The organism is Sphingobium sp. TomMM35A (genome assembly GCF_054771735.1).
This window is the reverse complement of the sequence record NZ_BSRC01000001.1, coordinates 1,503,538-1,518,696: the sequence shown is the minus strand read 5'-3', so window position 1 is coordinate 1,518,696 and position 15,159 is coordinate 1,503,538. Positions and strand designations below refer to the sequence as shown.

Sequence of the window (15,159 nt, the reverse complement as noted above, 5' to 3'; positions counted from 1 at the left end):
ACTAGAAGTGCCCTCATGGCTTTCCGTAAGCTCGGCTTCATCGGCTGCATATAACCCCGCGATCATCATGTGAATTTCAGCTGTAGAGGGACCGTACAGCTCAACGGAAGGCCCGCAATTGGTTGGTCAGAGCCGATGAAACGCGACAGTTTCGCTTGTACAAAAAGGTGGATGAACGACGGCTTCATACCAATCGGCCCGGAACTCCGGCAATGCCGACAGATGTGCAATGAGATCCACCCAACCTTTCATCTCCTCATGGAAGGTCCAAATCTTACCAGCCATGTCGACGTCGCAGCAAATCAGGTCAGTCGTGATCTGGTCCCTCTTGTAGAATACGACAGCATCGATATTCGCCAGCGGCAGTTGTGCAATCCCGGCTGGTGTGATGATCATTGCGGCATAATGCCCTCTGGAACGAACGTCCGCAATCAGGAACCTGCGAAGCATTCCTGGATCGCAATTTAATGGTCGTGAAAAGTCATCGCCCATTGCGTTCGTCACGCGATCGTTTCAGCCGCTCCATGATCGCCTGCCGCTGCGCCTTGCTCATGCCGCGCCAGCGCGCGATTTCTTCGGTTGTGCGGCCGCAGCCGGTGCAGGTGCGGCCTGCTTTGTCCAGCTTGCAGATATTGACGCAGGGGGTCTCCATCACATGAAGCTGTAGGGATCGACATCCACGGCGACGCGCGTTCCTGACTTCCAGGTGATGTTGTCCAGCCACTCGCGGATTGCTGCCTGCACATCGATCTGGCGGCTGGCGTGGATCAGCAGGCGGTGGCGGTGGCGGCCGCGCAGGACGGAGAGGGGCGCGGGGGCGGGGCCGTAGACGCGCATGCCGTCGATCGGCGGGGCGGACTTGCCGATCAGGCGGGCGACCTGGGCGGCTTCATCGGCATCCTCGCTGGAGATGATGATGGCGGCGAAGCGGCCGAAGGGCGGGGCGTTGGCGCGGCGGCGGTTCTCCGTCTCCACTTCGTAGAAGCGTTCCGAATCGCCCGCGATCAGCGCCTTGATGACCTCCGCTTCGGGCATGCGGGTCTGGATGAAGACGCGGCCGGGTTTTTGTCCACGGCCCGCGCGGCCAGCGACCTGGACGATCTGTTGAAAAGTGCGCTCGGATGCGCGCAGGTCGCCGCCTTCAAGGCCAAGGTCGGCATCGATAACGCCTACGAGGGTGAGGTTAGGGAAATGATAGCCCTTCGTCACCAGTTGCGTGCCGATGATGATGTCGACCGCGCCTGCCTCCACAGACTTCACGAACTCGGCGGCCTTGGCTGGCGACCAGAGCGTGTCCGAGGTCACAATGGCGGTGCGCGCCTGTGGCCAGAGCGCCTTCACCTCGTCCGCGATGCGTTCGACGCCGGGGCCGCAGGCGACCAGGCTGTCCTCTTCCTTGCATTCCGGGCAGAAGCGGGGCGAGGGGATGACGTGACCGCAATGGTGGCAGGCGAGGCGCTTGGTCAGGCGATGTTCGACCATCCAGGCGGTGCAATTGGGGCATTGGAAACGATAGCCGCAATGGCGGCACAGCGTCAGCGGCGCATAGCCCCGGCGATTGAGGAAGAGGAGGCTCTGTTCGCCCTTCTCCATCGTCTCGTCGATCGCCTTGATAAGGGGCGGGGCGATCCAGCGGCCGCGTTCCGGCGGGTCGGTGAGGAGGTTGATTCCCTCTATGCCAGGCATTTCCGCGCCGCCGAAACGGGCGGGCAGCTTGATCTCGCGATAGCGGCCAAGTTCGACCTGATGCCGCGTTTCGATGGCGGGCGTGGCTGACGCGAGGATGACGGGGAATTTTTCCATGAGCCCGCGCATCACGGCGACGTCCCGGGCGTGGTAATGGACGCCGTCCTCCTGCTTGAAACTGGCCTCATGCGCTTCATCGACGACGATGAGGCCGAGATTGGGATAGGGCAGGAACAGGGCGGAGCGGGCACCCACGACGACCGCTGCCTCACCCGCAGCAATCGCGCGCCATGCCCGGCGGCGCTCGGATTGACGCAGGCCGCTGTGCCAGCTGATGGGCACTGTGCCGAAGCGCTTTTCGAACCGTTCGAGAAAAGGCTCGGTCAGCGCGATTTCGGGCAGGAGGACGAGGACCTGACGGCCTTCGCGAATGGCCGCGGCGATGGCTTCGAAATAGACTTCCGTCTTGCCCGAGCCGGTGACGCCGTCGAGCAGGAAAGGGGCGAAGTCGCGTTGGCGTACTGCGTCCACGAACTCGGTTGCGGCGCTGGCCTGACCGTCGGATAGCTGCGGCGGCGCATGATCCGGGTCGGGACGGGGGAAGGGGGTGTCGATGCTGACCTCCACCGCTTCGAATGCGCCTGCCTTCACGAGGCCACGGATGACGGCATCGCTGACGCCGCCGATCAGCGCCAGTTCGCGGATCAGGCCCTGCCGCTCGCCGATGCGCTCCATCGCCTGGGCTCGCTGTTCGGTCGTGCGGTCGGGCAGGTCGCCGGTGGCGCGATATTCGATGACGGTGCGCGCGCTCTCCAGCGCCGACATGGACGCCAGCGTCATGCGCAGCACCGATGCGATGGGCGCGAGATAATAGTCCGCCGTCCACTCGATCAGGCGGCGGAGGGTTTCGGGGATCGGAGGCGCGTCGACTGGCCCCACGATGTTGCGCAGGCGGTTGTCGCCGACGCTTTCGACATCGGGGAAGCTGTCCTCTTCCCACACCACGCCGATAAGCTGACGGGGGCCGAGCGGGGCGACGATGATGCTACCGGGCTGCACGGTCATGCCGTGCGGCACGCGATAGTCGAGCGGCCCAAGGGCAGCGTTCAGCAGGATGACACGGGCGCGCGAACTCATCCGCCTCTCCCTATCGCCTCAAGGGCGGGAGGCAAGGCAGCGCGTTCAGATTTTCCAGCTGAGGGTGAGCCAGGGGATATGGGCGACGGCGTCGGGTGCGTTGTCGCGGAAGGTCTGTTGCCGCATGTAGAGCAGCTGCGCGTCGAGCGATTTGCCGAGCGGCTGGCGCAGGCCGACCTGCTGGCGCATGACGGCAAGGCCGGTCTTGTCGCTGGGCTTCGCGCGGTTGAGGTGGAAGAAGAATTCCGTCGCGGCGATAAGCGTAGGGGCCTTTGATGAGCCGAGGGGAATGGACGCCTGAACCCTTTGACGAAGCCGCCAGCTTGGCCGGTCGGCCGTGTCGAAGAAGCGTTGCTCCATGCGGGTGCGAGCGAGGAAGATGCCGCGCGTGAAGGTGGCCTGCTGGAACAGGCGCAGCTCCTGTTCCGGTTCGGAGTGGAAGAAGGCGATGCCGCCGCCGATCTGGACGCCCCTGGCTATGCGATGATCGATGAGGATGCGGGCCGTCTGCTGCTCTCCATTGGAGCTGTCGCGGCGGAACCGCTGGCTGAGGTCGAGCATGATCGTGTCGGCTGGGGTGGCTGTAACGACCAATGATTCGGTGATCCAGGCTTGCGATTCTTCGGTGGCAGCAGCGGCGGGCGTGGCGCAGGCCGCAGCCAACGGGAGAAGCGCGCCCTTGATGTGGTGCGGGCGCATATGGCGGTGCATCGATCGGTCCTTTGGAAAGGTGCCGCCGTCATAATGTTACGGAGCTGTTTCCGTAAAGCCTGCCGCTGGCAATAATGGCTAAAGGCGGGATCAGCCGCTAAAGGGGAGCCGATTCGCACATCCCGCCCGGAGCAGACCCCATGAAGTTCTTCGTCGATACCGCCGACACCAACGAAATCCGCGACCTGGCCGCCACTGGCCTGCTGGACGGTGTCACCACCAACCCGTCGCTGATCCACAAGTCGGGCCGCAAGTTCGTCGAGGTGGTCGAGGAAATCTGCGCCATCGTCGACGGCCCCGTCTCCGCCGAAGTCGTCGCTCTTGACCATGAGACGATGATGAAGGAAGCCGCCGTGCTGCGGAAGATCGCCGACAATGTCTGCATCAAGGTTCCGCTGACGATCGACGGTCTCAAGACCTGCAAGGCGCTGACCAGCGACGGCGTACAAGTGAACGTGACGCTGTGTTTCTCCGCCAACCAGGCGCTGCTGGCGGCGAAGGCGGGCGCGACCTTCATTTCCCCCTTTGTCGGGCGGCATGATGACAATGGCTTCGACGGCATGAAGCTGATCGAAGACATCCGCCTCATCTACGACAATTATGCGTTCGACACGGAAATCCTGGTGGCAAGCGTGCGCCACCCGATCCATGTGCTGGAAAGCGCGAAGATCGGCGCGGACGTAATGACGGCGCCGCCTTCGGTCATCAAGGCGCTGTTCAACCATGTGCTGACCGACAAGGGCATTGCGGGGTTCCTGGCGGACTGGGAGAAGACCGGGCAGTCGGTTCTTTAAGTCCAACGGGGGGTAACATCCCCTCGCAACCTCTGACCCGCTGCGTCATTCTCTCCATGAAGGAGAGGTGCGATGTTCGTCGCGGTTTATTGGTGGCGGGTGCATCCCGGAAAGGAAGATCAGTTCCGCGCGGCATGGCGGCGCGGCACTGACCTTATCCGCGAAAAATATGGCAGCTTCGGTTCGCGGCTCCATCAAGACGCGGACGGGCGCTTTGTCGGCTACGCCGAGTGGCCGGACGAAGAGACCTGGCGGGCGGCGTTCGACCGGAAGATGGTCTATGACGAGCCGGAAACTCGCGCCGCCTTTGTCGATGCGATCGCTGAAGTGCCAGCGGACGCCGATCCGATCTTCACCATGACCGTGACCGACGACCTGCTGATGTGGGGGCGGCCGGACGACAGCCCGCTCGATGGTGAATAGGAACGGCCTTGATTTCGGCTGGGGTTTCCTGGCCGCCGCGATCCTGATCGCCGGGTTGCTGATGCTGCTGTTTGGCTGGCGCTTGTAAGCGGATGGCGACCCCGACAGGATTCGAACCTGTGACCATTCGCTTAGAAGGCGAATGCTCTATCCAGCTGAGCTACGGGGCCGCACCGGCGCTTCGATAGCGGGGCTTGTGCCTGCGCGCAATCATGCCTGCCATTGCAATTGGGCGGCAGGCCGATATGCAGGGGCCCCATGACCGATTTGGGGGTTCGGAAAATCGATGCGCAGGCGCTTCGCGAGCGGCCGATGCGCTATTTCGATTTCTTCATCGCGGCGTTCGTCGCCATATTGCTGCTGTCGAACCTGATCGGAGCGGCGAAGCTGTCCACCGTGGGCGACTTTACATTTGGTGCTGGCATCCTTTTCTTTCCACTCGGCTATGTGCTGGGCGACGTGCTTACGGAAGTCTATGGCTATGCCCGTGCGCGGCGATGCGTGTGGGCGGGCTTTGGCGCGATGCTGTTCATGGCGCTGATGAGCTGGGTGGTGGTGAAGCTGCCGCCTGCGGAAGGCTGGCCGGACCAAGCAGCTTATGAGGCGGTGTTCGGCAATACCTGGCGCATCGTTTTTGCGTCGCTTGCGGCATTCTGGGCAGGGGAGTTGGCCAACAGCTTCGTGCTGGCGAAGATGAAGCTGCTGACACAGGGCAGGCATTTGTGGATGCGGACGATTGGATCAACGATCGTCGGGCAGGGGGTGGACAGCCTGCTCTTCTATCCGCTCGCCTTTTTCGGGGAATGGAGCAATGCGCAGGTGCTGACCGTGATGGTCACCAACTGGCTGATGAAGGTGACATGGGAAGCGGTGCTGACGCCTTTGACCTATGTTGTGGTGAACAGCCTGAAGCGCGCCGAAGGGTTGGACGTCTATGATGAGGGGACGGATTTCACGCCGTTTCGGACGAAGCTTTAGGGGGCTTGAGATCCCAGCTTTCGCTGGGATGACGCGACTTTAGTAGGCCGCTCTCACGAAATACAGGCCATCGGGCGGCGCGTTGAGGCCCAGAGCCGCGCGGTCCTTCGCATCGCGGGCGTCGCGCATGTCGTCGACCGACCAGCGGCCCATGCCGACCAGCGCGAGGCAGCCCACCATCGAGCGGACCTGATGGTGAAGGAAGGAGCGCGCTTCGGCATGGATGGCGATCCTGTCGCCTGTCCGTTCCACGTCGAGGCGATCGAGCGATTTGAGCGGGCTTTCGGCCTGGCAATGAGCGGAGCGGAAGGTGGTGAAGTCGTGGCGGCCGACGAGGAGCTGGGCGGCTTCCTGCATTGCGTTCGCGTCGAGCGGCTGGATGACGCGCCAGCACAGGCCATCCTCGAAGGTCAGCGGCGCGCGGCGGTTGGCGATGCGGTAGACATAGGCGCGGCCGACGCAGGAAAAGCGGGCGTGCCAATCATCGGGCACCACTTCGCAGGCGAGGATCGCGACCGGATTCGGCCGCAGGCGTGCGTTCATCGCTTCCATCAGGCGGAAGGGGGCGATCGGCTTGTCGATGTCGGCATGGGTGCGCATGGCGAGGCCATGGACGCCTGCATCGGTGCGCCCGGCGGCGTGAATGACTGCGCGCTCGCCGGTGATTGCGTGGATGGCATCCTCCAACGCCTGCTGGACGCTGGGGCCATGTGATTGCCGTTGCCAACCCATGAAGGGGCGGCCGTCAAATTCCACGGTGAAGGCGAAGCGGGTCATGAGCGGGGTGGCGCGATCTCAATCCTCTCATACGTCATCCCAGCGGAAGCTGGGATCTCGGCAGAGGGAGCGCCACATGGCCTGAGATCCCAGCTTTCGCTGAGATGACGGGGTGGGGGTGAGGCGACGTTAGCCATCGACGCGCGACCCAGCGGGCATGTCATATCCACGGAGCAGTTCGCCCGGAGACATGGCGCCCTTGCCTGCGCGCTGGATGAGGGCGGGACGGATCGCGCCGTGACCGCAGCCGATGAGCAGGCTGTTGTCGAGGAGTTCGCCTGGCTGGCCGTCATGCTCCTCGACATGGGCGGCGAGGATGCGGAAGCGTTCTCCGCGATACTCCAGGAAGGCTCCGGGCATGGGGTTGAAGGCGCGGATCTGCCGTTCAACCTGATGGGCGTCGCGAGAGAAGTCGATGCGCGCCTCGCTCTTGTCGATCTTCGCCGCATAGGTGACGCCATCATCCGGTTGCGGGACAGGGGGGTGTGCGGGGAGGTCGTCCAGTACCTCCACCATCAATTCCGCGCCTGCCTGCGCCAGTTCGGCAGTGAGGGTGCCCGCCGTCTTGTCCTCGATCGGGGTCACATGTTTTGCGCGCATCGGGCCCGTGTCGAGGCCAGCCTCCATGTCCATGATCGTGACGCCGGTTACATTGTCGCCTGAGAGGATTGCCCGCTGGATGGGAGCTGCGCCGCGCCAGCGGGGCAAGAGCGACGCGTGGATGTTGAGGCAACCAAAGCGGGGCGCATTCAGCACGGCGCGCGGCAGGATCAGGCCATAGGCGGCCACCACAGCGACATCGGCGTTCAACGCGGCGAAGGCGGATTGCACCTCCGGGTCCTTGAGCGAGACGGGCGTGCGCACCTCTATGCCCATCTGCTCTGCCCGGGCCTGGACCGGGGAGGGACGCAACGCCTTTCCGCGCCCGGCGGGACGGGGCGGCTGGCTGTAGACCGCAACGACCTCGTGCCCAGCCTTGGCCAGCGCGACGAGGGCGGGGACGGCGAAATCCGGGGTTCCCATGTAGATGATGCGCATAGTGGCCTCTCAACTCTTTTGACCCCGGACTTGCAAGCCCCTATCTCGGTTCCATGGCTTCTCCAGAGATCGATGCGCTGACGCAGGCGCTGTCCCGCCTGCCAGGCCTTGGCCCGCGTTCGGCACGGCGCGCTGTGCTGCATTTGCTGAAGAAGCGGGAAAGCGCGCTCGAACCGCTGCTGCGCGCGCTCGATGCGGTGAACGATCGGCTCGTGACCTGCGGCATTTGCGGCAATGTCGACACGGTAGACCCTTGCGGCATTTGCGCGGACCCGCGCCGGGACGCGCGGGCGATGTGCGTGGTGGAGGATGTCGCGGACCTGTGGGCGCTGGACAAGTCGCGGCTGTTTCCGGGCCGATTCCATGTGCTGGGCGGTCGATTATCGGCGCTGGAGGGAGTGCGGCCGGAGGACATTTCCATCGACGCCCTGATCGCGCGGGTGGAGGCGGGCGGCATCGACGAGGTGGTACTGGCCATGAACGCGACGCTGGAGGGGCAGACGACGGCGCATTATCTGGCAGAGCGGCTGGAGCGCTTTCCGGTGCGGCTGACGCAGCTGGCCCATGGGGTGCCGGTGGGCGGCGAGCTTGATTATCTGGACGAGGGGACTTTGGCACAGGCGCTGCGGGCACGGCGTCCCGTTTCGTGAGCTTGGCGGTCGCTTGAAAAAGCCCGCCATTGCGGCTATTTTAACCACATGGCCATTCTTCCGATCCTTGAGGCGCCCGATCCGCGCCTGCGTACCATTTCGTCTCCGGTGGAGGCGATCGATGACGATCTGCAGCGCCTGATCGACGACATGTTCGAGACCATGTACGACGCCCCCGGCATCGGCCTGGCTGCGATCCAGGTCGGCGTACCCAAGCGCGTGCTGGTGATTGATTTGCAGGAGCCCGAATCGGACGAGGAGGGGGCACCCTCGGTGAAAAAGCCGATGGTGTTCATCAATCCCGAGATTCTGGAAGGCTCGGCGGACCTGTCGGTTTACAATGAGGGCTGCCTGTCGGTGCCTGACCAATATGCCGAGGTCGAGCGCCCCGCGACGATCCGGGCGAGCTGGATGGACCGGGACGGGCGCATCCATGAGGAACAGCTTGAGGGTCTGCTGGCAACCTGCCTGCAACATGAGATGGATCATTTGCAGGGCGTGCTGTTCATAGATCATCTGTCGCGGCTGAAGCGCGACATGCTGCTGAAGAAGCTGACGAAGGCGCGCAAGGCGGCTTGATGCGTCCTTAAAAGGTTGCGGAAACGCTCTGGCTCTACGGCTGGAGCGCTTTTTCTGTTGATATATTGATGACCTTCAGCTCACTTGCCCCTCCCGCAAGCGGGAGGGGCTAGGGGTGGGCGCGAGCGCAGCGAGCTTCCGGGCTGGCCGTTGGCGACGAACTCGAACGTCGCGCTGGCCTACCCCCTGACCCCCTCCCGCTTGCGGGAGGGGGGACATGTGCGAACCAACAAGTAAACTGACTTTTTTACCCTACGCCATCCGTATCCAGCGCATAGCCCGCCGATCGGACCGTGCGGATGATGTCGCGATATTTGCCATCCGCGTTGATCGCCTTGCGCAGGCGGCGGATGTGGACGTCGACGGTGCGCAGTTCGATGTCGCTGTCCTGACCCCATACGCTGTCGAGCAGACGCTCGCGCGAGAAGACCCAGCCGGGATGCTCCAGGAAATGCTTGAGCAGGCGGAATTCTGTCGGGCCGAGCGGGATCACCTGGCCACCGCGCCGGACCTTGTGACCGACCGTGTCCATTTCCACGTCCCCGAAGGTCAGCGTCTCGCCCGCAAGCGCCGGCCGCACGCGGCGAAGGACGGCGCCGACGCGGGCGACCAGTTCGCGGGGAGAGAAAGGCTTGGTGACATAGTCGTCGGCGCCGGTTTCGAGGCCACGCACACGGTCTTCTTCTTCGCCGCGCGCGGTGAGCATGATGATGGGGACATTGGCGGTCCCGTTCATGCGGCGCAGGCGGCGGCAGACTTCGATGCCTGACAGGCTTTCGACCATCCAGTCGAGCAGGACGATGTCGGGCACATTCTCCTGCGCGAGCAGCAGCGCTTCCTCGCCATCGACGGTGTGCGCGACGTCGAAATCCTCGCGCTTGAAATGCCAGATCAGAAGTTCTGCGAGGGCCGCGTCATCTTCAACCAGAAGCATCTTGGCTCTCGCCATATTCAGTCCTCCAGGGGCTGGGTGCCGCCGCGCTCGCGCTCCGGCAGGGTCTGGCCGGTCGCGGCGTAGTAGACCATCTCGGCTACGTTGGTCGCGTGGTCACCGATCCGTTCGATATTCTTGGCGACGAACAGCAGGTGCGCGCACTCGCTTATCGTCTTGGGATTTTCGACCATGAAGGTGACGAGCGTGCGGAAGACGCTGTTGTAGAAGTCGTCCACAACCGTGTCGCGCTCGATGACAGCGAGCGCGAGATCTGCGTCACGCGCGGCGAAGGCATTGAGGGCGTCATGCACCATTTCAGCCGCGACTTGACCCATGGATGGAAGCAGCGAGACCGGCTCCAGCGTACGCTGGTTGGCGGCAATCAGCGGCACGCGCTTGGCGATATTCTTGGCATAGTCGCCAATCCGCTCGACCACGCCGACAATCTTGAGCGCGGCGATCACGTCGCGCAGGTCGTTTGCCATGGGCGCGCGCAGGGCGATGACCTGGATCACCAGCTTTTCGACTTCGGCCTCGATCGCGTCGATGCGCTTGTCGTCGGCGACGACCTGGGCCGCGAGCGACTTGTCCTGACGTTGGAGCGCCAGCATCGCGTTCTCGATGGCGGCTTCCGCGCGTCCGCCCATTTCGGCGATGAGGCCGCGCAGCTTGTCGATTTCCTCGTCGAACGCCTTGATCGTATGTTCAGCCATGTCTCGTCTCCCCCGGTTCAGCCGTAGCGTCCGGTGATATAGTCCTTGGTCCGCTCCTGGCGGGGATTGGTGAAGATGTCCGATGTCACGCCATATTCGACCAGTTCGCCCAGGTGGAAGAAGGCGGTGCGCTGCGACACGCGGGCGGCCTGTTGCATATTGTGGGTGACGATCACGATGGCATAGCGGCCGCGCAGTTCGTGGATCAGTTCCTCGATCTTGGCGGTGGCGATCGGGTCGAGCGCCGAGCAGGGCTCGTCCATCAGGATGACTTCCGGTTCGACCGCGATGGCGCGGCCGATGCAGAGGCGCTGCTGCTGGCCGCCCGAAAGCGCGGTGCCGCTGTCGTGCAGGCGGTCCTTCACCTCGTCCCACAGGCCCGCGCGGCGCAGCGACTTTTCGACGATGACGTCGAGGTCCGCCTTGCCATGCGCCAGGCCATGGATGCGGGGGCCGTAGGCAATGTTTTCATAGATCGACTTGGGGAATGGGTTGGGCTTCTGAAAGACCATGCCGACCCGGGCGCGCAGCTGCACCACGTCCATCGACGGGGCGTAGATATCCTCGCCATCGAGCGTGATCGTGCCTTCGACCCGCGCCGAAGCGACGGTGTCGTTCATGCGGTTGAGTGTCCGCAGGAAGGTCGACTTGCCGCAGCCCGATGGGCCGATGAAAGCCGTCACATTGTCCATGTCGACGTCGATCGAGACGCCCTTGATCGCCTGCTTTTCGCCGTAGAAGACCTTCACGTCGCGCGCGGTCATCTTGGTTTCGGTGGCGGGCACCAGTGTTTGCGGTTCGTGCATCATTGTTACCACCGTTTTTCGAACTTGTTGCGCAGGTAGATGGCGAGGCCGTTCATCGCGAGCAGGAAGACCAGCAGGACGATGATGGCGGCGGAGGTCTTTTCGACAAAGCCTTTCGAGACTTCGTCCGACCAGAGGAAAATCTGCACCGGGAGAACCGTTGCAGGATCAGTGATCCCGCCCGGCGGCGTCGCGATGAAGGCGCGCATGCCGATCATGAGCAGCGGGGCCGTCTCACCCAGCGCGCGGGCCATGCCGATGATCGTGCCGGTGAGGATGCCGGGCAGGGCGAGCGGCAGGACGTGGTGGAAGACCACCTGGACCGGGCTTGCGCCGATGCCGAGCGCCGCGTCGCGGATGCTGGGCGGCACCGACTTGATGGCGTTGCGGCCCGCTATGACGATGACCGGCATGGTCATGAGCGCCAGCGTCATGCCGCCGACCAGTGCGGCGGAACGGGGCAAGTGCAGGAAATTGAGGAAGATCGAGAGGCCAAGCAGGCCGAAGATGATAGAGGGAACGGCCGCGAGATTGTTGATCGACACTTCGATAATGTCGGTCAGCCAGTTCTTGCGCGCATATTCCTCAAGATAGACGGCGGTCGCAACGCCGATCGGGAAGCTCAGCACCAGCGTCACCAGCATGGTTAGCAGCGATCCCTTGAACGCGCCCCAGATGCCCACGCGGGTCGGGTCCGTACCGTCGCTGCCGGTCAGGAAGCCGCTGTTGAAGCTGGTCGAAAGCAGCCCGGCCTTTTCCAGGCGGTCCACTGCGGCTTCCGCTTCCGCCGTGCCGTCGCTCTTGGCTGCGAGATCGATCCCGGTCGAAGCGGGCAGGCGCAGGGTCTCCGTGCGGCCGAGAATATCGGGGTCGGCCTTGATCGCATCGCGAACGACCGTCCATGCGGCAGGCGACACCCATTCTTCGGCATCCGGGCCCAGCGCCTTCTTCACAGCCTCCCCCGTCACCATCGGCAGATTGGCGTTGGCAAGCGCTTCGTCCGTGATCGCGGAGGGATCAAGCAGGATGGGAGAGGCCGGGAAGTCGATCTTCACGGCGATTTCCGTCTGGCTGAAGCCGCGCAATCCATTGCCGAGCATGCTGAAGAGCAGGAAGGCGAGGAAGGCGGCTGACAGCCCCACGGCGAGAAGGCCGGCAGCCTTGAAGCGGCGTTCCGACGCATAGCGGCGGGCGATCCGCTTGCGCATTGCGTCCGACTTCCAGTCGGTGGGGAGGCGTTCGCTGTTCACAATATTGACCCCGTTCGCCCTGAGCCTGTCGAAGGGCTCTTCAGTTCTGGACGAGAAGTGAAGGGCTTCGACAAGCTCAGCCCGAACGGATGACGGATATGAAGGCTCATTCGTAAGCCTCGCGATATTTCTTCACGACCCGCAGGGCCACGATGTTGAGCAGCAGGGTCACGACGAAGAGGACAAGGCCAAGGGCGAAGGCCGCCAGAGTCTTTGCGCTGTCGAATTCCTGGTCCCCGGTCAGCAGCTGCACGATCTGGGTCGTGACGGTGGTGACACTCGCGAAGGGGTTCAAGGTGAGGTTTGCCGCCAGGCCCGCAGCCATGACAACGATCATCGTCTCGCCGATCGCGCGGCTGACGGCGAGCAGCACGCCGCCGACGACACCGGGAAGGGCGGCGGGGATCAGCACGCGGCGGATTGTTTCGCTGGTGGTCGCGCCCATGGCAAGGCTGCCGTCGCGCATGGATTGCGGCACGGCGGCGATGCTGTCGTCAGCCATGGAGGACACGAACGGGATGATCATCACGCCCATGACGAGGCCAGCGGCAAGCGCGCTTTCCGAAGAGGCACCCTGAATGCCGATCGCCACGGCGAGGTCGCGCAATGCGGGGGCGACGGTCAAAGCGGCGAAATAGCCGTAGACGACAGTCGGAACGCCCGCGAGCACTTCAAGGATGGGCTTCATCCATTTGCGGACGGTGGGGCTGGCATATTGGGTGAGATAGACGGCGCCCATCAGACCGAGCGGGATCGCAACGACCATGGCGATGATCGCGCCGATGAAGATGGTGCCCCAGAATAGCGGGACGGCGCCGAACGCATCGTCATTGCCATAGCCCATCGCCGCAGACTGCGGGCTCCATTTGGTGCCGAAGAGGAAATCGAACGGGTTCACCATCGAGAAGAAGCGGAGGCTCTGCCACAGCAGCGATACGACGATGCCAAGGGTGGTGACGATGGCGAGCAGGGAGGCGATGAGCAATACGGCCATCACGAGCCTTTCAACCCGCGTGCGTGCCCGGAAATCAGGCCGCACGCGGGTGAAGGCGTAGGCACCTCCGGCAAAGGCCAGCACCAGGGCCAGCGCCGCGCCAGCCATGCCATATTTGGCGAGCGCGTCACTATAGGGTTGGACGAGGCCCTGCGAGAGCGGGTTGAACGCTCCCGCTTGCGATCCCACCGCGATTGCCCGCGCTTCGCCCAATATCGCCGAGCGCGAGAAATCATCGGCCGGCAGGTTCTGCGCGGCCGGGCTGTGCAGCACATCCTGGGTAACGAGCCCAGGCGCGATGTTCGCCCAGATGGCGAGGAATATCGCCGCCGGGACAAGCGTCCACAGCGCGACATACCAGCCATGGTAGCCCGGCAGGCTATGCACGGCATCGCGGCGGCCCGAGGCGCGCGCGGCGGTTTGCAGCCGCAGTGCGCGCGCCCGGGCGCTGACCCAGGCGATCGCGCCAAGGCCCGCCAGCAGCAGGAGGATTGCAGGACCTGTCATGTCTTCCGCTTACTTGAGCTGCGAACCGTCGAGAACGGCAAGCGACTTGACCGTTTCCGCGCTCGCCTTGCGCACATCATCAGGCGCGGCGACCATGCCACGCTTCGTCAGCGCGCCACCTGGACCCCAGTTGGCGGCGAAGCTGTTGAGGAATGCCTGAAGACCTGGGATAGCGGTCATGTGCGCTTTCTTCACATAGATGTAGAGAGGACGCGCGCCGGGATATTTGCCGGTGGATACGGTCTCATAGCTGGCTTCGACACCGTTGAGCGAAACGTCCTTCAGCTTGTCCTTGTTTTCCTCAAGATAGCTGAAGCCGAACACGCCAAGCGCATTGGGGTTGGCGGCGAGCTTCTGGACGATCAGATTGTCGTTTTCGCCCGAATCGACATATTTGCCGTCTTCACGGACGCGGGTGCAGGTCGCCTTGAACTCGTCCTCGCTCTTTTCCTTGAGCGTCTTCATGGCAGGATCCGTTTCGCAGCCCTTGGTCAGCACCAGTTCGGCGAGAGAGTCGCGCGTGCCGCTGGTCGATGGCGGGCCGAAGACGCTGATGGCGGTCGCGGGAAGGCTCGGATCGACGTCCTTCCAGGTTTCCGCCTTGTTCGGACCCTTGCCATAGGGGTTTGCGGCAAGCGCTTCATAGACGATCTTGGGCGTCAGCTTGAAGCCGGGTCCGGCCTTCGATTCAGCGAAGGCGAGGCCGTCGACGCCGACCTGGATTTCGATGATGTCCTTGACGCCATTCTTCTGGCAATCTTCGAACTCGGCCTTCTTCATGCGGCGCGAGGCGTTGGCGATGTCCGGATATTGTGCACCGACGCCAGCGCAGAACAGCTTCACGCCGCCACCGGTGCCGGTCGATTCGATGATCGGCGACTTCATGCCGGAATTGCCCTGCACGAACATCTCGGCGACGGCCGTTGCGAAGGGGTAGACGGTGGATGAGCCAACCGCGCGGATCTGGTCGCGCGTTGCGCTGGCGCCGCCGCCAGATTCGCCGCAACCGGCGAGGGTAAGAGCGGCTGCTGCGGTAGCAGCCATCAGAGCGAAATGCTTCACGGATAGTCTCCTTGATCAAGGCCGCGATTCGCAATCGCCGCCCCCCTGCGGGCGCCTTAGCCGCGGTACGTCGCGCCTTTGTGACAATCCAATTGCACTTTTATGACATAGCCACCGGTC

The 15,159-nt window shown here is 63.6% G+C and carries 17 protein-coding genes and 1 tRNA gene; 5 read left to right on the top strand and 13 right to left on the bottom strand.

Features of this window, described 5'->3' with window-relative positions; translation table 11 throughout:
- Positions 1-126: 126 nt before the first annotated feature.
- From ACYU8T_RS07525 to ACYU8T_RS07510, 4 genes are read right to left on the bottom strand one after another with little or no spacing between them, the layout of a single operon-like run.
- Entirely contained in the window at positions 127-492 is a 366-nt protein-coding gene (locus ACYU8T_RS07525) for a hypothetical protein (RefSeq protein WP_461158995.1), read from the bottom strand.
- Positions 482-652 carry a DUF1289 domain-containing protein gene (locus tag ACYU8T_RS07520; protein WP_461158994.1) on the bottom strand — a complete coding sequence of 57 codons (171 nt, stop codon included), beginning with the start codon at positions 650-652 and terminating at the stop codon, positions 482-484. Before ACYU8T_RS07520 ends, ACYU8T_RS07525 begins: the two co-directional genes overlap by 11 nt.
- Positions 652-2,823, bottom strand: a complete 2,172-nt coding sequence (locus tag ACYU8T_RS07515) for a primosomal protein N' (RefSeq protein WP_461158993.1) — start codon at positions 2,821-2,823, stop codon at positions 652-654. Before ACYU8T_RS07515 ends, ACYU8T_RS07520 begins: the two co-directional genes overlap by 1 nt.
- 45 nt (positions 2,824-2,868) lie before the next feature.
- Positions 2,869-3,534 (bottom strand): DUF2490 domain-containing protein, encoded by a 666-nt coding sequence (locus tag ACYU8T_RS07510; RefSeq protein WP_461158992.1) that lies wholly within the window; start codon positions 3,532-3,534, stop codon positions 2,869-2,871.
- A 140-nt stretch (positions 3,535-3,674) separates the two neighbouring features.
- On the opposite strand from ACYU8T_RS07510, the gene fsa reads away from it, so the two are divergent.
- Together fsa and ACYU8T_RS07500 are read left to right on the top strand one after the other, a co-directional pair.
- Complete coding sequence (gene fsa, locus ACYU8T_RS07505) at positions 3,675-4,328, top strand: fructose-6-phosphate aldolase (protein ID WP_461158991.1); 654 nt, start codon at positions 3,675-3,677, stop codon at positions 4,326-4,328.
- Positions 4,329-4,400: 72 nt separating this feature from the next.
- Entirely contained in the window at positions 4,401-4,751 is a 351-nt protein-coding gene (locus ACYU8T_RS07500; protein ID WP_461158990.1) for an antibiotic biosynthesis monooxygenase family protein, read from the top strand.
- Between the two features lie 93 nt (positions 4,752-4,844).
- Here the strand turns inward: ACYU8T_RS07500 and ACYU8T_RS07495 are convergent.
- A tRNA-Arg gene (locus ACYU8T_RS07495) sits at positions 4,845-4,921 on the bottom strand.
- A gap of 88 nt (positions 4,922-5,009) precedes the next feature.
- On the opposite strand from ACYU8T_RS07495, the gene ACYU8T_RS07490 reads away from it, so the two are divergent.
- Positions 5,010-5,729 carry a queuosine precursor transporter gene (locus ACYU8T_RS07490; protein WP_461158989.1) on the top strand — a complete coding sequence of 240 codons (720 nt, stop codon included), beginning with the start codon at positions 5,010-5,012 and terminating at the stop codon, positions 5,727-5,729.
- Between the two features lie 39 nt (positions 5,730-5,768).
- On the opposite strand, the gene truA is transcribed toward ACYU8T_RS07490, so the two are convergent.
- Both truA and fmt read right to left on the bottom strand, forming a co-directional pair.
- Positions 5,769-6,506: a tRNA pseudouridine(38-40) synthase TruA gene (truA, locus tag ACYU8T_RS07485; RefSeq protein ID WP_461158988.1), complete on the bottom strand. Its 738-nt coding sequence runs from the start codon at positions 6,504-6,506 to the stop codon at positions 5,769-5,771.
- Between the two features lie 129 nt (positions 6,507-6,635).
- Positions 6,636-7,544 (bottom strand): methionyl-tRNA formyltransferase, encoded by a 909-nt coding sequence (gene fmt / locus ACYU8T_RS07480; protein ID WP_201514637.1) that lies wholly within the window; start codon positions 7,542-7,544, stop codon positions 6,636-6,638.
- A gap of 53 nt (positions 7,545-7,597) precedes the next feature.
- Here fmt and recR point away from each other — a divergent pair, with 53 nt between their 5' ends.
- Positions 7,598-8,194, top strand: coding sequence for a recombination mediator RecR (gene recR / locus ACYU8T_RS07475; protein WP_461158987.1), 597 nt, complete (start codon positions 7,598-7,600; stop codon positions 8,192-8,194).
- 48 nt (positions 8,195-8,242) lie between these two features.
- A complete protein-coding gene (def, locus tag ACYU8T_RS07470) occupies positions 8,243-8,773 on the top strand; it encodes a peptide deformylase (protein ID WP_097091998.1) in 531 nt (176 codons plus the stop codon).
- A gap of 247 nt (positions 8,774-9,020) precedes the next feature.
- Here the strand turns inward: def and phoB are convergent, their stop codons facing one another.
- From phoB to ACYU8T_RS07440, 6 genes are all read right to left on the bottom strand, one after another.
- On the bottom strand, positions 9,021-9,722 hold the full coding sequence (gene phoB, locus ACYU8T_RS07465; protein WP_461158986.1) for a phosphate regulon transcriptional regulator PhoB: 702 nt from the start codon (positions 9,720-9,722) through the stop codon (positions 9,021-9,023).
- A 2-nt stretch (positions 9,723-9,724) separates the two neighbouring features.
- A complete protein-coding gene (gene phoU, locus ACYU8T_RS07460; RefSeq protein ID WP_097091996.1) occupies positions 9,725-10,420 on the bottom strand; it encodes a phosphate signaling complex protein PhoU in 696 nt (231 codons plus the stop codon).
- Positions 10,421-10,437: 17 nt separating this feature from the next.
- On the bottom strand, positions 10,438-11,226 hold the full coding sequence (gene pstB, locus ACYU8T_RS07455) for a phosphate ABC transporter ATP-binding protein PstB (RefSeq protein ID WP_028055672.1): 789 nt from the start codon (positions 11,224-11,226) through the stop codon (positions 10,438-10,440).
- A gap of 5 nt (positions 11,227-11,231) precedes the next feature.
- Positions 11,232-12,476 carry a phosphate ABC transporter permease PstA gene (pstA, locus tag ACYU8T_RS07450; protein WP_461158985.1) on the bottom strand — a complete coding sequence of 415 codons (1,245 nt, stop codon included), beginning with the start codon at positions 12,474-12,476 and terminating at the stop codon, positions 11,232-11,234.
- Between the two features lie 106 nt (positions 12,477-12,582).
- Positions 12,583-13,977: a phosphate ABC transporter permease subunit PstC gene (gene pstC / locus ACYU8T_RS07445; RefSeq protein WP_461158984.1), complete on the bottom strand. Its 1,395-nt coding sequence runs from the start codon at positions 13,975-13,977 to the stop codon at positions 12,583-12,585.
- A 9-nt stretch (positions 13,978-13,986) separates the two neighbouring features.
- Entirely contained in the window at positions 13,987-15,039 is a 1,053-nt protein-coding gene (locus ACYU8T_RS07440) for a substrate-binding domain-containing protein (protein WP_461158983.1), read from the bottom strand.
- Between the last annotated feature and the right edge of the window lie 120 nt (positions 15,040-15,159).

Coding starts and splice junctions, on each gene's coding strand:
- pstC (WP_461158984.1), bottom strand. CDS start 13,977: ATGACAGGTCCTGCAATCCTCCTGCTGCTGGCGGGCCTTGGCGCGATC.
- ACYU8T_RS07490 (WP_461158989.1), top strand. CDS start 5,010: ATGACCGATTTGGGGGTTCGGAAAATCGATGCGCAGGCGCTTCGCGAG.
- truA (WP_461158988.1), bottom strand. CDS start 6,506: ATGACCCGCTTCGCCTTCACCGTGGAATTTGACGGCCGCCCCTTCATG.
- ACYU8T_RS07525 (WP_461158995.1), bottom strand. CDS start 492: ATGGGCGATGACTTTTCACGACCATTAAATTGCGATCCAGGAATGCTT.
- phoU (WP_097091996.1), bottom strand. CDS start 10,420: ATGGCTGAACATACGATCAAGGCGTTCGACGAGGAAATCGACAAGCTG.
- pstB (WP_028055672.1), bottom strand. CDS start 11,226: ATGCACGAACCGCAAACACTGGTGCCCGCCACCGAAACCAAGATGACC.
- ACYU8T_RS07515 (WP_461158993.1), bottom strand. CDS start 2,823: ATGAGTTCGCGCGCCCGTGTCATCCTGCTGAACGCTGCCCTTGGGCCG.
- fmt (WP_201514637.1), bottom strand. CDS start 7,544: ATGCGCATCATCTACATGGGAACCCCGGATTTCGCCGTCCCCGCCCTC.
- recR (WP_461158987.1), top strand. CDS start 7,598: ATGGCTTCTCCAGAGATCGATGCGCTGACGCAGGCGCTGTCCCGCCTG.
- fsa (WP_461158991.1), top strand. CDS start 3,675: ATGAAGTTCTTCGTCGATACCGCCGACACCAACGAAATCCGCGACCTG.
- ACYU8T_RS07510 (WP_461158992.1), bottom strand. CDS start 3,534: ATGCACCGCCATATGCGCCCGCACCACATCAAGGGCGCGCTTCTCCCG.
- ACYU8T_RS07520 (WP_461158994.1), bottom strand. CDS start 652: ATGGAGACCCCCTGCGTCAATATCTGCAAGCTGGACAAAGCAGGCCGC.
- ACYU8T_RS07500 (WP_461158990.1), top strand. CDS start 4,401: ATGTTCGTCGCGGTTTATTGGTGGCGGGTGCATCCCGGAAAGGAAGAT.
- phoB (WP_461158986.1), bottom strand. CDS start 9,722: ATGGCGAGAGCCAAGATGCTTCTGGTTGAAGATGACGCGGCCCTCGCA.
- def (WP_097091998.1), top strand. CDS start 8,243: ATGGCCATTCTTCCGATCCTTGAGGCGCCCGATCCGCGCCTGCGTACC.